The organism is Shimia sp. (assembly GCF_049116215.1).
Classification (GTDB): domain Bacteria; phylum Pseudomonadota; class Alphaproteobacteria; order Rhodobacterales; family Rhodobacteraceae; genus Shimia.
The window spans coordinates 368,163-383,939 of the sequence record NZ_JAGDZB010000003.1 but is presented as its reverse complement, the minus strand read 5'-3'; the positions used below and the strand labels follow the sequence as shown (position 1 = coordinate 383,939).

Here is a 15,777-nt window from a genome sequence, read left to right as displayed (position 1 = left end):
GCGCCACCATCAAAGCAAAAGCCCCGGCCAATCGCCGGGGCTTTTTTTATGCGCCAAAATTTCCGCCTAGATCCTTAGGTGCCATCCGGATCAACCGGCTGTCCGCCACCGCTGCCTGTCGGTGCTCTACCGCCGCCCGGTATTCCGGATACTTATGCATCGAGGTAAACGCCTCCACGCTGGGATACTCGGCAATAAAACACAGATCCCACTGTTTTTCCGGTCCAATTAGCATCTGCTCCATGTCACCGCGCCAGATGATCTTGCCGCCAAGTTTGGCAAAGGTCGCCGCACTCTCACGCCCATAAGCCGCATAAGCCTCCGCCCCGGTTGCCACACGCCCATCCGCGTAGTCCGCCTGCGCGCGCAGTTTAACCAGGTTCAGCATATGTACCGGGCCGTCGCGGTCATTGGCCTTAAAGGCGTCATATCCGGCCTTATCAAATGTTGTATATCCCATAGGTGCTCCTCCTCTTCTTGAGGTTAAGCAAACCGGATGCCACCACAACGTCAACTCTGCCGCTCCGTCACTCATGGCAACAAAAAAGGCCGCCCCAAATTGGAGCGGCCTCTCACTGTCCCGTTAACGGGTGTTGGACTTATTCGTCGTCCAGTGCCTCTACGGCTTTTTGCAGGTCGTCTTTGGAGACCTCTTTTTCGGTCAGCTCAGCCAGTTCAAAGACGTAGTCGACAACTTTGTCTTCAAAGATTGGCGCACGCATCTGCTGCTGCATCTGCTGGTTCTGCTGAACAAACTCAAAGAACTGACGCTCTTGACCCGGGTACTGACGTGCCTGGTTCATGATCGCCTGGGTCATCTCTGCGTCGGTCACTTCAACCTCAGCTTTCTGACCCAGTTCTGCCAGCAGCAGGCCCAAACGCACGCGGCGCTCGGCCAGAGCGTTGTGCTCATCGGTTGGCTCAATTTCTGGGTGGTCGTGGCCTTCCACCTCAGGGTTTTCTTCGTGCCACAGCTGGTGCGCAATCTGGCCCGCTTCGGCTTCCACCAGGGATGGTGGCAAATCGAAGGACACCAGCTTGTCCAGCGCGTCCAGCAGGCCACGCTTGGTTACGGCGCGTGCTGCACCGGCGTATTCGGCTTCCAGACGCTCGGTCACCTGAGTTTTCAGACCGGCCAGGTCCTCGGCACCAAATTTGGTGGCCAGCTCGTCGTTGATTTCCGCGGCAACCGGCTCTTTCACCTCTTTGATGACGCAAGAGAACACAGCCTCTTTGCCAGCCAGGTTTTCAGCGCCGTACTCTTCTGGGAAGGACACGGTCACGTCTTTTTCTTCTTCGGCTTTTACACCAACCAGCTGCTCTTCAAAGCCGGGAATGAACTGACCGGAGCCCAGCACCAGTGGGAACTCTTCACCGGCACCGCCGTCAAACGCCTCGCCGTCGATGCGGCCCACGAAGTCCATGACAACCTGGTCGCCGTCTTTGGCCTTGGAGCCTTTTTTGCGGGCTTTGAAGTCCTGCGCGGTTTCAGCCAGGTTGGCCAGCGCTTCGTCCACATCCGCTTCGGCTGCTTTCACAACCATTTTGTCCAGCTTGATGCCTTTCAGGTCAACTTCCGGAATTTCTGGCAGCGCCTCATAAGACATCTCGACTTCTACGTCGTCGCCTTCTTTCCAGTTTTCGCCGTCTTTCATCTCGACTTTTGGCTGCATCGCAGGGCGGTCACCGGACTCTTCGAAGTGCTTGTTCATCGCACCGTCGATGGTTTCCTGCATGGCTTCGCCCAACAGACGCTCGCCAAACTGCTTTTTCAGAAGCGGCATAGGCACTTTGCCTTTGCGGAAACCTTTCATTTCGATTTCCGGCTGCGCTTCTTTCAGCTTGTCGTTCACAGTTGCGGTCAGCTCAGCTGCTTCCACCTTGATGGTGTAGCCGCGTTTCAGACCTTCGTTCAGCGTTTCAGTAACCTGCATCGGGAATCCCCATAAGTAGCGGCGCACGACACAATGAGTCCGCGCGCAGTCGAGAAAAATTTGTGCTCTTCTAGTGCCACGCGCACCTCTGCGCAAGGGCAAAGGCAGCAAAAACAGCCTACCGTTTCAGCATCAATTTCCGGCTGTCAGCCAACACGTCGCAAAGCAACGCAAAAAGGGCGACCAAACTGGCCGCCCTCTCACTATTCAAACTGATCTGTGGGATCAGAAACTCCAGCGCGCACCCAGCATATAAGCATCCACATCGTTGTAAGTGGTGCCGGTGGTTACGTCATAGCCGTGCTGGTGGTAGCTGAAGAACAGATCCACATTGGCATTGTCGACCTTTTGTACAGCCTCAAAACCGTAGCTGACCGATTTGTCGCCAACGGAGGCCATGTCGTTCCCTCGGTAAGCGTCAACCGACAGGTGGGTACGGCCAAAGCTGAACCAATCACGCTGATAGCCGAGCTTGGCGTAGGCGTAGTCGCTCTTGCGCCCGCTATCACGGTCATTCTGACCAAGCGTCACCGTACCGCTGATCCCGGATGGGTTATGAAGTGCCCCTACAGAACCAACAACCGACTTGGAGTCGTCCGCCGCGCCATCGGTCTGCGCATAAGACAGCGTCGCCCGTAGGGTGGTGTCACCAAGGTCCGCACCGTAGCGCAGCGCCACGTCATAAAAATTGGTGTCATCATTGTCCTTCAGGATTTCCGTACCGGCAGAGGCAGACACGACAAACCCACCAAAGCTTGGCGTGTCATAGCGCACACGCCCTTTGCGGCTGCCGTCAAAGTCCTTGAACACGTCGCCAATTGTTGGACCGGCTGCACCACCCCCAACAGGCTGGAAGGCAAAACCGCCCGCGGTATCGGCCACGGCAACCGTACCGGACAGATCGGTGCCGGAGAGATCAGTCCCACCGGAAATACCATCAGATGCCATTGAACCCTGACCCGCGTAGAACGTGCCAAAACGATCCGTTTCATAAATCGCTTCAAACTTACGCAGATCGGTCTTGTCCCAATCAAAGAAGTCATCATTGGAAGTCGCGCTAAGGCTGGACGTGCCCCGCAGACCCAAAGCGGTCTCAAAGTTGAACTTCAGGGTGCCTGCACCGGTGCCCATCTCATACCAAGCCCCAATCCGGCTTGGCGCGTTGCTGTTGTCACTGAATTCGTTGCGCGTTTGCACACCATCGTCCACGCTCGTAACGGCGCCGTTCAAAAACCCATAGAACCGAAAGCCCTCTTGCGCTGACGCCGCTGACGTCATCGCAACACTTCCCACAACCAAGGCCGCTGGGGCGACCCATACAGAGTGTTTTTTTCCAACCATCTTCTGTCTCCATATGCCCCCGTTTGCTCGAAGAGGGGGCTTGCTATTCACCTGACCCAAGCCGCACGACCAGCCAAAATCAGGCATCCACTCATTTGCCCTGTGCCAACCCGAAAACGGTTCCCCGCTCCCTCCTTTGCGCCGTCACGACGCAGGTCAACAAAAGACCACTTGGCGTCTAGGCCGCTCACACCCAAATGACAAACCCGTCAACCGGCTGTTATTGGCCGAGAATAAGCGCCTTTTTGCGTGTTGGCGCATCTACTCAACAAAATGGCCGTTCTCCTCAGGCCACCATCTCTATCAGAAAGGGGGAAAACGCACGCCACCTTCCCGTTTCATGTGGAATTTCAACACGCTAATTTTCAAGGGGTCACAGCGAAATAGTTGCGCGCCTCGGCTCGGCCACTTCCTGCCCACCGGCAACAAATGCACCGAAGTATGTGAGAACCACCACTAACTCCAGCATTCAGCCCAGAAAGGCGGCTATTGTGTGCATACAAACAACCCAATCAGTGCATCTGGGCGCTCAAAACAAGTTGTCCCCAGCCACATTGCAATCAAAAGTTGTGCAACTCAGCAAATCCGAAAATTGCTAGGACAGCGCCTCCCATACAGCCCTCATCCCCCTACCTCTGCGACTTCTCCACGCTCAAACCACAATTGCTAGAGCTTCCCCCAACCCCAACACAAAATTGTCGAGCCAAAGCTGTTGGTTATGAAAAAACCCCGAAAACACGCCCAAAAAACTACGAAATCCCTTAGTTTTATACAAATGTGGCAAAAAAGTGATTGGCTTACGTAACCGTCACATTTATAGTCATTTCAAATCAAACAAGGGCATAAGCCCGATCAACCTAGAGCGGTAGAATACATGAGTAGTTTTAGTTATGCCGTCCGCGGTACGGACGGAGTTGTTGTACGTGGCCAAACAGCCGAAGCAGCCAATGGCGTCATTGCCACCCAGCAAGCCTCGCAAGTTTCCGTAAATCTCGCCCCATCAGAAGTCGCCGGTTATGTAAATGACGGTGGCGATCTGGTGATTCACCTGGTGAGCGGCGAAACCATCACCCTAGAGAACTACTTCTCCGGCGACGAGCGTGAACTGCTGCTATCCAAAGACGGCCAAGTTCAGGTGGTCGAGCTTGGAGATCCCATCAACGATCAGTATTTCGCGCAATACGATGCGGTGTCCATGACCGACAAGTGGAGCGAGTACGACCAGCTGGCCTTCCTCGATCTGGAGCGGGTTGAACCGGTTGTCGCCCCTCTCGCCGCTCCCCTCGCGGGCTTGGTGCCTGGCCTTCTTGGAGTGGGCGGCGCTGCCGCAGTGGCCTCGACCCTGGGCGGCGGTGACGGTGAAGACACCGTAGATGGCGGCGAAGGCGACGACGGCTCAGGTGACGATGATGACGGCGGCGACGAAGAGCCAAACGACGACGACACCACCGGCGGCGGTGATGGCGGTGGCGATGACGACGATGATGATAACGGAGACGACGACGGCGATGATGACACCATCACGCCAACCGTAGACGACGCAGACGTGCCGCGCCTTGTTGGCGGCTCCGGCGACGACAGCGTGACCATCACCGGCACCGGCGAACCCGGCTCCACCGTGACCGTGACCATCGGTGGTGAAACCGGCACCGGCACCATTGGAGACGATGGCACCTATGAGGTGACCTTCGAACCAAGCGACCTGCCCGATGACGGCGATTATGACGTCAGCGTCAGCGTCGAAAACCCGGGCGGCACCGTCTATGATTTGGACGGCCCATCTGTCGACATCGACACCACTCCGCCTGATGTGTCCATCATGGACGGCACCGTCTCCACCGGTGACATTGTCAACGAAGACGACCACACCACTGGCCACGTCATCAGCGGCACCGGCGAACCCGGCGCGGCCCTGACAGTGGAAATCGACGGCGTGAGCCAAAGCACCACCGTTCAGGGTGACGGCTCTTGGACTGTGACCTTTGACTCGTCCTCCCTGTCCACCGGCGAATACACCACTGGCATCACCATCACTTCCACCGATGAGCGCGGCAACGTCACCACTGTGACCGACACGCTCGAAGTGGACACCATTGCCCCTGGCGTCGCCATGGGAGTGGTTGAGGGTGACAACATCATCAACGCAGCAGAAGCCTCTGATGGTGTTGTACTTTCTGGCACTGGTGAGCCTGGCTCTTCGCTCTCGATCCTGTTCGAAGGCGTGACCCAGACCGTGACCGTCGCCGGCGATGGCACCTGGTCTTCGGCCTTTGATGCCTCCGCGATTGGCACCGGCACCTACGACAGCACAGTCTCAATCACTGCCACCGATCTGGCAGGCAACAGCCACACCGAGACCTTTACGGTGCATATCGACACCGACGGCCTGGCGACCATCACCTCCCCGGTTGCGGGCGATGATATCGTGAACGCAGCTGAGGCTGCGGCGGGCGTCACCCTGACCGGCACCGCAGAAGCGGGCTCTTCTGTCGCTGTGACCGTCGAGAGCGTGACCCACACTGTGACCGCCGCCGGTGATGGCAGCTGGTCTGCCACCTTCGCCGCCGGTGAAATCCCGCAGGGCACCTACGACACCACCGTGGCCGTTACTGCGACCGATCTGGCAGGCAACGTCACCACCACCTCAGACAGCTTCCGCGTGGACACCGAAATCTCGGCCTCCATGAACGCAAGCCAGCTGGGTGGCGACAACACCGCCAACGCAAGCGAAGTGGCTGGCGGTTTCTCCCTGACCGGTACAGCAGAACCCGGTTCTTCGGTGGCTGTGACCATGGAAGGCGTGACCCACACCGTAACCACAGCGGCCAACGGCACCTGGGCGGCAACCTTCGCAGCCGGTGAAATTCCGCAAGGCACCTACAACAGCACCGTGTCCATCACTGCAACCGACGCCGCTGGCAACAGCGCGACCACAACCGGCACCGTGGCCGTGGACACCGAACTGTCCGCGGGCATCAATGCAGGCCAAGTTGGCGGCGACGACATCGCCAACGCGGCCGAAGTGGCCGGTGGTGTCAGCCTCACCGGCACCGCAGACGCCGGTAGCAATGTGGTTGTGCAAATCGCCGGTGCCTCCCGTACCGTGACCGCCGCTGCAAATGGCACATGGGTTGCGAACTTCACCGCAGCGGACATCCCGCAAGGCGAATACGACGCTCCCGTGACCGTGACCGCAACCGATGCGGCAGGCAACACAGCCACCGCGACCTCCACCGTGCATGTGGATACTGCCACATCCATTGACGTGGACCTCTCTGCAGGCGTGTTTGCTGCACCGGTCAACGCCGCGCAAATGCAAGGCGGTGTGGTGCTGGAAGGCACAACTGAGCCAAACTCCTCCGTGGTTGTGACCGTGGATGGGGTGGTGCGCAGCACAACCTCCGATGCCTCCGGCAACTGGTTTGTGACCTACGAAAACGGCTCCCTGGCCGAAGGCACCTACACCGCCAATGCCACACTTGCTGTGACCGACGCCGCTGGCAACACCGCCACAGCCAACGCCACCTTTGCCGTGGACACGGAAATCACCAACCCGGTAGTTCAGTCCGTGACATTCGCGGATGACGACGTGACCTCCCTGTCTCTCAGCACCGAGAACCAGGACTACGAGATCCACGCCCTCAACCAGGACGGCTCCACTGCCGAGCTGGCCACCACCGAAGTGGCTCTGGGCGGCGATGAATCGCTCTATGTTCTGAACCCGCGCGCCTCGGATGGCACGCACCTGGTGATTGCCTCCACCGATGACGCTGGTAACCAGTCGGACACGCTGTTGGTGCTGGATGACAACGTCACCAACGCGGGCACACTGGACCACGCAGCGGCGGGCAACTTCAACATCGAAGGCATCGAGTTGGACTACGCCTCTGATGCCAACTTGACCCTGACTGAAGCCCAGATCAAAGACCTGTCAGACACCTCTGACACGCTCACGATCCACGGCGGTGCGGATGACCAGATCACTGTCACAGACGCGACCAAGACCAACCAAACCGTTGATATCGAAGGCGAAGCTTATGATGTTTACACGGTTGGAAATGACGGCGTGACCCTGATCGTCGACCAAGACATCAACGTCATCATCTGATGATGCTTTGGGGCGGCCACAGGCCGCCCCATTCAAATCCAATGCTCCGGAATATCGCTGCCACCATGTCCCGCCGCCATCTCACCACCTGCTTGCCCCTCCTTCTGGGAGCCACGCTCCTGAGCGGCTGCATGGCCAATATGAGTGAGCACCTGCCGGACATGAGCAAGCCCATGGGCCTGCTTAAAGCCAAACCAGAGGGTGCCGAGGCCGCAGCTGAAGTCAGCAAACGCACCAGCTTTGAGCAGGATGCGGATGCCAAAACCCAAAGCGATATCCTCAACACACTCTTGTCCCGCCGCTCCGTTATTCCATCTGACAGCGCCATGGGCCATGTCGCCGACGTGGCGCTGACCTCCTCGCGCCGCTCCGCCGAGGCCCAGTTGCAAACCGCAAAACTGCGCGCTCAGGCTGAAAACAAAAACTGGCTTCCGACCCTGAGCCCGGAAATCTCACTCAACACCCTCAGCGACGTGATTGCGGGTCTGGTGTTTGAACAGGTGCTGTTTGACCACGGCCGCAAAAAGGCCGAGCGCGAATACGCCGCCGCCGATGTCGAAGTTGCGGCCGTCACCCTCTCTGAGGACTTGAACGAACGCACTTACACCGCTTTGGCGCTCTATATCAAAGGCTTGCGTGGTCAGGAGAAAGCTCAGGTCGGCAACAAAGGTCTGGCGCAACTGCATCATTTTGAACGCATTGTGCAGGGGCGTGTGGATGGCGGTGTCTCCAACAAAGGCGACCTGCGCATGGTGCGCACCAAGATTCGGACGCTGGAAACCAAAAGCGAAACCGCCTCTGAAAGCGCGGGCACCGCTCTGGCTGAACTCAAAGCCATGACGGGCACCGCCTTCACACTGAAACCAGCCTCTGCCCTCTCTGCGCAGTCTTATCCTGCCGTCGAACCCCTTGAAGTGCTGCGCGCCCGCGCCGAGGCAGAACGCTCCGTCGCCCAAGCCACTGTGGAACGCGCCGCACAATTGCCAGGCCTCAAAGCCTCGGCGCGCACCACCAACAAAGGCAACAGCGCAGGCCTCAACCTCTCCAACGATGTGGGCCTCGGCCTTGGCACCGGTGATCGACTGAAAGCCATCGAAGCCTCCAAAGACATTGCTGCCCGCCAGGTGGACGAAGCCCGCGAAGACGGTGCCCGTGACCGCAAGCGCCTGGAAAGCAACATCCAAAGCCTGGAACGCCAAGAGCGTGAAGCCAACCAGCTCGCCCGCGAAGGCCGCGAGACGTATAAGCTGTTTGAGGCGCAATTCCGTGCCGGCCAGCGCTCCGTGCTGGAAGTGGTCGATGTTTACGAACAATCCGTGCTGCGCTCCCTTGACGGCGTCGACGCCAAATACGACAAGCTGCTGGCACAATTAGAGCTGGCCCGCGATCTGGGTCTGCTGGCAGACGGAGACGCAATTTGAGCACCGGGGACTCCAAAGGCAAAGCACCGGTGGTGTTGTCCATTGCGGCCGTGAAATCCACCAAAGCCGCCAACAAGGCCCCCGCGCCTGCCCAAACGCCCGCTCCCACGCAAGTGGCTCAAATCACCCCCAAAACCCTCGCGGCACCGGCGCCAGCCAAACCTGCTGCAGCGTCTGCGCCGTCGGATGCCATCCACGATCTGGTTGAAGCCACCGCCACCCGCATTCAACACCGCGCCACGCTGATCTCCACACTCGCCTCGCTCAACGGCGTCGACGTGCCTGTGACCGATGTGGCCGAACACATGTGGACCAACGCGCCCGGTGACGTGTCGATCAAAGCGCTGTCTGGCGCGCTCGCACATGCAGGCGTCGAGCCCAAAACCCATCACAAAATGAAAGTCACAGCGGCCGCTTGGCCTGCTGTTGCCTTGATGAACAACGGCCAAGCCATTCTGGTTTTGTCTCAGGACGAAGACACGCTCTACGTCTATGACGACAGCTGCGCCGACAACCGCGCCGAAGTGCCTGTCACCGAGTTTGAGCCCTTCTTCTCCGGCACCGCCCTGCGCGCCAAAGTCTCTCTGCGCCAATTGGCTGAACGCCACGTGCCGCAGATCGCAGACGGTATGTCCGGCCACTGGTTCTGGGGCGAGTTCACCAAATACCGTCGCCACATGGGCGAGATCATGCTGGGCTCGCTGGTCGCCAACCTTCTGGCCGTCGCCGTCGCGCTCTTCTCGCTGCAGGTTTACGACCGCGTGATCCCGCACCAATCCCAAGCCACGCTTTGGGTGCTGGCCGTCGGTGCAATCTTCGCCATTGGTCTCGAAGGCCTGCTCAAACTCGCTCGCGCCAAGATGAGCGACGCCGCAGGCCGCCGCATGGAAATCTCCATCCAGCACCGCCTGATGAAACGCCTGTTGGGCATGCGCTCGGACCGCCGCCCCCTGCCCCCATCCGGCCTGTTTGCCGCGATGCGAGACTTCGGCGCCGTGCGTGACTTCTTCACCTCCACCACCATCTCGGTGCTGGCGGATATGCCGTTTATCTTCATCTTCCTCGCGCTTGTGGCCTCGATTGCAGGCAACCTTGTCTGGGTGCTGATGTTTGGCGGCGTGCTCATGGTCCTGCCCGCCTACGTCTTGCAAAAACGCATGATTAACCTCTCGCGGGAAACCCAAGGCGCCTCCGCCAAAGTGGGTCGCCTGCTGCAAGAGGTCATCACTGAGCTCGACACCGTAAAAACCCAGCGCGGCGAAGACCGCGTGCTGCGCCTGTGGGACGAACTCAACGCCGTCTCCAGCCACTCTTCCGCCGAACAGCGCCGCCTCAGCTCCGCTTTGACCTACTGGTCTCAGGGCGTGCAGCAAATGACATACATCGCCACTGTGGTGATCGGCACCTACCTGGTATTCGCCGGTGAATTCACCGTCGGAACTATTATTGCCTGCGGTATCCTCACCTCCCGCACGCTGGCCCCTCTGACCCAATTTGCCGGCACTCTGGCCCGCTGGTCCAACGTCAAAGGCGCTCTGGAAAGCCTTGATGCCATTGCCCTTTCTGAACAAGAGAAAGACAGCGAACGCAAGTACCTGCGCCGCGAGAAACTCGAAGGCCAGTTTGAACTGCGCGAGTTGTCCTTTGCCTATGACGAACACAGCGGTGCCTCCCTTGATGTGCCTGGCGTGGTCATCAAACCAGGCCAACGCGTGACTATCCTTGGCGCCAATGGCTCCGGCAAATCCACCTTGCTGAAACTCATGGCCGGTCTCTACGGCCCGACCAAAGGCCGCGTTCTGCTGGACGGCACCGACATGGGCCAGATCGACCAACGCGACCTGCGCCGCAACATCGGATATCTCAGCCAGGACGTGCGCCTGTTCGCGGGCTCCCTGCGCGACAATCTTAACCTGACGCAGTTGGAACGCGACGACGATCGCCTGATGGCCGCACTCGATTTCGCGGGCCTCGGCCCCTTCCTGCGCAACCACCCGCAGGGGCTGGATCTACAAATCCGCGACGGCGGCGAAGGCCTGTCTATCGGCCAGCGTCAATCCATCGGTTGGGCCCGCCTCTGGCTGCAAAACCCCAGCATCGTGCTGCTTGATGAGCCCACCGCCGCGCTTGACCAAACGCTGGAACGCACACTGGTCAGCCGCCTTTCCACATGGCTGGAAGGCCGCACCGCGCTCATTGCCACGCACCGAACCCCCATCTTGGCACTGTCTACTCGCACCTTGATCCTGCAAAACGGCCGCCTCGTGGTCGATGGCCCGCGTGAACAGGTCCTCGCCCACCTCGCCGAAGGCGCGGCTGGATGACCACCTCCGAGTTTGACAATGAAACCGGCCTTGATGACCAACTCAAAGCCTCCCGCCTGACCATCCGCCTGATTGCCGCCGCAGTTGGGCTGTTTGTCATCTGGGCCGCCTTTGCCTGGGTCGACGAAATTGTACGCGCAGACGGTCAGGTTGTGTCTTCTTCCCGCTCCCAATCGGTGCAAAACCTCGAGGGCGGCATCCTCGCTGATCTCGCCGTGAAACAGGGCGACCTTGTTGAGTCCGGCCAAATCCTCGCCACTCTGTCTGACACCCGTTTCCGCTCCGCCTTTGACGACCTGCAAGACCAGATCGACGCATTGGAACTGCGCCGCCTACGCCTTGAGGCCGAGATCGACGGTCAATTTGCATTTGACGTGCCCGAAGACCTCGCCAAACGTGCCCCACGCATTCTGGCCTCGGAAAAAGCCTTAATTGAAGCCCGCCAAACCGACATCGACAGCCGCCGCGAAGGTGCCTTTACCCAGCTCGAACAGGCCCAGGAAGAGCTCTCCAATATGGAGCGCCTCTACAAGAAAGAGTTTGTCGCCCTGCTGGAGGTCAATAAGGCCCGCGAAAAAGCCTCCGAGGCTGAAATCCGCTACATGGACATCCTCACACAGGCCGAATTGGCGCTGGCGGAAGAATATTCCGAAACCCTGAAAGAGATCACCTCCCTACGCCAAGAAATGCGCCTCGCGCAGGATCAACTCTCCCGCACCGTGATCACCGCCCCCATGCGCGGGATTGTGAACAACCTCGCCGTGACCACCATTGGCGGCGTCGTGCGTCCCGGCGAAGAAATCTTTGAAATCATCCCCTTGGGCGAAGAACTGTTTGTCGAGGCCCAGGTCCGCCCGGAGAACATCGCCAACGTCGAGCCGGGACAAGACGCCTCCATCAAGCTCTCCGCCTATGACTACACCATCTACGGCTCGCTCAAAGGCAAAGTGGATTTCATCTCCGCTGACACCTTTGAGGACGAACGTGACCCATCGGCGCCGCCTTACTACAAGGTCACCGTGAACGTGAACGCCGACGCGCTCACAGAACGCCAGAAAGCCATCGAAATCCGCCCCGGTATGCGCGCCACCGTGGAACTGCACACCGGCTCCAAAACCGTCCTGCGCTACCTGATGAAGCCGCTCTACAAGAGCAAAGAGGCCTTCCGCGAACCATAGCCGCAACCAACGCGCGATCAAACTGTTGCGCAACCTGACCGCAACGTCGAAGGTGCCACCATGACACCAGAAACCGCGTTCTCCTTCTCAGACCTCAGCGCCTCAGCACAACGCCACATTCGGGTGTTTCAAATCCACCAGTTTCTGGATCGGTTTGCCATGGGGCTCACGGTGGCCGTTGTCGCATTGGCCCTCACTAATCGCGGCATGGACCTGTTCCAAATCTCGCTGCTCTTCGGGGTCTACTCGCTCACCACCATGACGATGGAACTACCTTTTGGCGGCTTGGCCGACAGCATCGGGCGCAAACCGGTCTTTCTGACCGCCGTCATCGCCAGCCTGATCTCCCTCGCGCTCTTTCTCTCCACCAGCAATTTCTACGTGCTCGCGCTCTCTTTTGCCTTCATCGGCTTTGGCCGCGCGCTTCGCTCCGGCACTCTGGACGCGTGGTTTCTCGAAACTTTCAAATCAACCGCCCCAAATGTGGACGTGCAACCCGCCCTCGCCAAAGCGCAATCTGCGAATGCCATCGGCCTGGCGATAGGCGCGATCCTCGGCGGGTTTCTCCCCGACCTCCTGGGTTCATATGCGCAAACCCTCGGGTTCAGCTCCTACGATACCTCCTACGCCGCCAGTTTTGCCGTGATGCTCGGCGTGTTTGCCTTCACCAAACGCGCCATCTTCGAGCCGCCTCGCCCCAAGAGCCAAGGCGCGCTCAAACAAGGTTTTGCCAACGTACCCCTAGTGGTCAAAGACGCCAGCCTACTGGCCCTCAAACACCGCACGCTGTCGCTTCTGTTGGCCGCACTGGCGCTCTTCCTCATGGCCACCAACCCGGTTGAGGTACTCTGGCCCACATTCGCCAAGCCTATGCTGAACGAGACCTACGCCAACACCGCCATCGGTGCCCTGACCGCCACTTATTTCTTCGCCATCGCTTTTGGCGCGTCGCTCTCACCACACGTCAGCAAGTTCTTCAACCGCCGCCACGCCAAAACACTCGCAGCCACCTTCATCTGCCTCGCAGCTGTGCAAATCGCCCTCGCCTTCCAAGGCCACATCCTCTCCTTTGCAACCGTCTTCATCCTCTATTCCATCTGTCTTGGCATTTGCGAAACCCCGGCCAGCAGCATCCTGCATCGCTGCGTCGGGGATCATCAACGCTCCACCCTGCTGTCCCTGCGCTCCTTGATCCAACAGCTGGGCGCTGCATTGGGCCTGCTCCTCACCGGTGCCGTCGCGGAGCTTTACTCGCTCTCCGTCGCATGGAGTCTCGGCGCAATGTTTCTGCTCCTAGCTGCGATCCTGTGTTTGGTCTTGGTGAAAAGCCAGAAGTCGGAAGGACAGTAACAACGCCACTGCACACCGCCCTTCAATCACGCAGTCACTCAACCGTTTTTGCCCCCAACCCCACATTTGTTTGAGGCGCAAACCATTGATAGTTGAGTAAAAATTTCACCACCAAACATGTATGTAGAAAGAACCTTTTAACCGCTATCCCTTTACTGCTCCCCCCACTACGTACCGTTGCTCAGGGGGCATTTAGGGTGAAAGTATCTCAGTTACTCAACGCAAAAAAAACCAACAAGGTTGAAGGAATTCGACCGCAATCAACGCTCCGACAAGCTGCCAAAACGCTGCTGGATCTCAGACTTGGCGCCCTGGTGGTGACCGACGAAACCAACACAATGATCGGCATCATCTCTGAACGGGACCTCCTCCCTGTTGTAGCAAGTTGCGACCCAAAAGCTGCGGACGCCTTGGTGTCTGACGTCATGACCTGTTCCGTTATTTCGTGCGGACCGGACGACGAAATCTCCTACCTGTTGCACCTGATGAATGAAAACTCGATCCGGCACATGCCTGTGCTTGAGGGTGGCAAACTTATCGGCATTTTGAGCATTCGCGAGCTGACCAAAGCTTATGAGCTCCTTCAGATCGAGGCAAACACAGACCCGTTAACCCAGGTGTCCAACCGTCGACCGTTTCTAAAAACTCTGGAAACGCAATTTGACAGAGCCCGGCAAGACGGGGTGCCAATGTCGGTTGCAATGCTCGATGTAGACCATTTCAAACGGATCAACGACACCTACGGCCACGATGCAGGCGACAAGACTCTGCAACAGCTTTCCAGGATGTTGATCCGCGAATTTCGCACAATTGACCTTGTTGGTCGATTGGGTGGCGAGGAATTTGCTCTGGTCTTTCCCGACACGGACTTGATTGGCGCCTATGCTGCCTGTGAACGGCTGCGGGCAACAATCCAATCCAGCGAAATAGTCGCGGACACAAACAAGATCCGCCTAACGGTCAGCATCGGTCTCACCGAGATCTGCGAAAAGGCCAGCGATGCCGCGGCCCTCCTCAAGCGTGCGGACGAACTGCTGTATGTTGCCAAAAACTCCGGCCGGAACCAGGTGACAGTTGAAGGTGGGGTTCGGATACCTTCCAAGGCCTCTAACCCCGCTGAAATTTTAGAGTAGATCTTTGGGTTCCCGTTTTTTGCAAAACCGGAACCCGAAAACTTTCCAAGCTGAGCAATAATCGTTGATCGTAAGACCGGGCGCACAGAGCATCTGCACACGCTAGTTGCTTCCTGTGGCGCTTTGAAATGTCCGTAATTGTAGCTAAGCGCAACTCGCACCCTGCCCTGCGTCCAACGCTTTTTGGTTCCCTAAGGACCTCTCCAAACCTCCCGCCACATTCCCGCCGCACAAATTATCAGCACTGCCTGTGTCACACCCCTTTTCCCCGCAACTCTTGCGTGACTTGGCTTGCCTGCTCCCTTACGTCTAAAGCACAGTTACAGGAGCCGCGTCCCATGGACTTCACTCATATCCTTACCTTCAACCTCGCACTGGCCGCCGCCATTGCCAGCCCCGGTCCGGCCTTCCTGATTTCCGTAAAAACCACCCTCACCGGTGGTCGCCGCGCGGGTCTCGCCGTTGGCGCTGGCCTCGCGCTGGTTGCCGCGCTTTGGACCCTGGCAGCGCTCTTGGGACTCGAAGCCATCTTTGCCGCCTTCCCCTGGGCCTACATTGCTGTGAAATCCATCGGTGCGCTCTACTTGCTCTACATCGCCTACGGTATGTGGCAAGGCGCGCGCGCACCACTGGCCCCTACCGAGGTCAAACCCGCCCGCCACGCTTTCTGGCAAGGCGTCGCCATTCAGGTCATGAACCCAAAGTCCGTGCTCTTCGCTGCTGCAGTTCTGGTGGTGATCTTCCCACCTGGCATGACGCTGGCGCAAAAGGGTTTTGTCTTTGCCAACCACTTGGCCATTGAGCTCATTTTCTACAGCCTGCTGGCCTTTGGCATGAGCACATCCACAGCCCGCAACGCCTACCTGCGCGCCAAGCTCTATCTGGACCGCGTCGCCGCTGTTGTGCTCTCCGCTCTGGGGTTGCGTCTACTGTTTGGCAAGTAAGCATTTGACCAAACAAAAAAAGGCGGCCAAAAAGACCGCCTCAG

General features: G+C 58.6%; 10 protein-coding genes. 7 read left to right on the top strand and 3 right to left on the bottom strand.

What is annotated here, in order from left to right:
* Nucleotides 1–46: 46 nt before the first annotated feature.
* From JXR15_RS10470 to JXR15_RS10460, 3 genes are all read right to left on the bottom strand, one after another.
* Nucleotides 47–460, bottom strand: a complete 414-nt coding sequence (locus JXR15_RS10470) for a DUF1330 domain-containing protein (RefSeq protein WP_422053173.1) — start codon at nucleotides 458–460, stop codon at nucleotides 47–49.
* A 139-nt stretch (nucleotides 461–599) separates the two neighbouring features.
* Nucleotides 600–1,934 carry a trigger factor gene (gene tig / locus JXR15_RS10465; protein ID WP_422053172.1) on the bottom strand — a complete coding sequence of 445 codons (1,335 nt, stop codon included), beginning with the start codon at nucleotides 1,932–1,934 and terminating at the stop codon, nucleotides 600–602.
* 225 nt (nucleotides 1,935–2,159) lie between these two features.
* Nucleotides 2,160–3,275, bottom strand: a complete 1,116-nt coding sequence (locus JXR15_RS10460) for a porin (RefSeq protein WP_422053171.1) — start codon at nucleotides 3,273–3,275, stop codon at nucleotides 2,160–2,162.
* A gap of 874 nt (nucleotides 3,276–4,149) precedes the next feature.
* Here JXR15_RS10460 and JXR15_RS10455 point away from each other — a divergent pair.
* From JXR15_RS10455 to JXR15_RS10425, 7 genes are all read left to right on the top strand, one after another.
* Nucleotides 4,150–7,383, top strand: a complete 3,234-nt coding sequence (locus tag JXR15_RS10455) for an Ig-like domain-containing protein (protein ID WP_422053170.1) — start codon at nucleotides 4,150–4,152, stop codon at nucleotides 7,381–7,383.
* 131 nt (nucleotides 7,384–7,514) lie between these two features.
* Nucleotides 7,515–8,804: a TolC family protein gene (locus tag JXR15_RS10450; RefSeq protein WP_422053169.1), complete on the top strand. Its 1,290-nt coding sequence runs from the start codon at nucleotides 7,515–7,517 to the stop codon at nucleotides 8,802–8,804.
* Nucleotides 8,801–11,128 carry a type I secretion system permease/ATPase gene (locus JXR15_RS10445; protein ID WP_422053168.1) on the top strand — a complete coding sequence of 776 codons (2,328 nt, stop codon included), beginning with the start codon at nucleotides 8,801–8,803 and terminating at the stop codon, nucleotides 11,126–11,128. The genes JXR15_RS10450 and JXR15_RS10445 overlap by 4 nt, the downstream gene beginning before the upstream one ends.
* Complete coding sequence (locus JXR15_RS10440; protein ID WP_422053167.1) at nucleotides 11,125–12,306, top strand: HlyD family type I secretion periplasmic adaptor subunit; 1,182 nt, start codon at nucleotides 11,125–11,127, stop codon at nucleotides 12,304–12,306. The genes JXR15_RS10445 and JXR15_RS10440 overlap by 4 nt, the downstream gene beginning before the upstream one ends.
* 60 nt (nucleotides 12,307–12,366) lie before the next feature.
* Nucleotides 12,367–13,656: an MFS transporter gene (locus JXR15_RS10435; RefSeq protein ID WP_422053166.1), complete on the top strand. Its 1,290-nt coding sequence runs from the start codon at nucleotides 12,367–12,369 to the stop codon at nucleotides 13,654–13,656.
* A gap of 92 nt (nucleotides 13,657–13,748) precedes the next feature.
* Nucleotides 13,749–14,789 carry a diguanylate cyclase gene (locus tag JXR15_RS10430; RefSeq protein ID WP_422053165.1) on the top strand — a complete coding sequence of 347 codons (1,041 nt, stop codon included), beginning with the start codon at nucleotides 13,749–13,751 and terminating at the stop codon, nucleotides 14,787–14,789.
* A gap of 338 nt (nucleotides 14,790–15,127) precedes the next feature.
* Nucleotides 15,128–15,733, top strand: coding sequence for a LysE family translocator (locus JXR15_RS10425; protein WP_422053164.1), 606 nt, complete (start codon nucleotides 15,128–15,130; stop codon nucleotides 15,731–15,733).
* Nucleotides 15,734–15,777 lie beyond the last annotated feature (44 nt).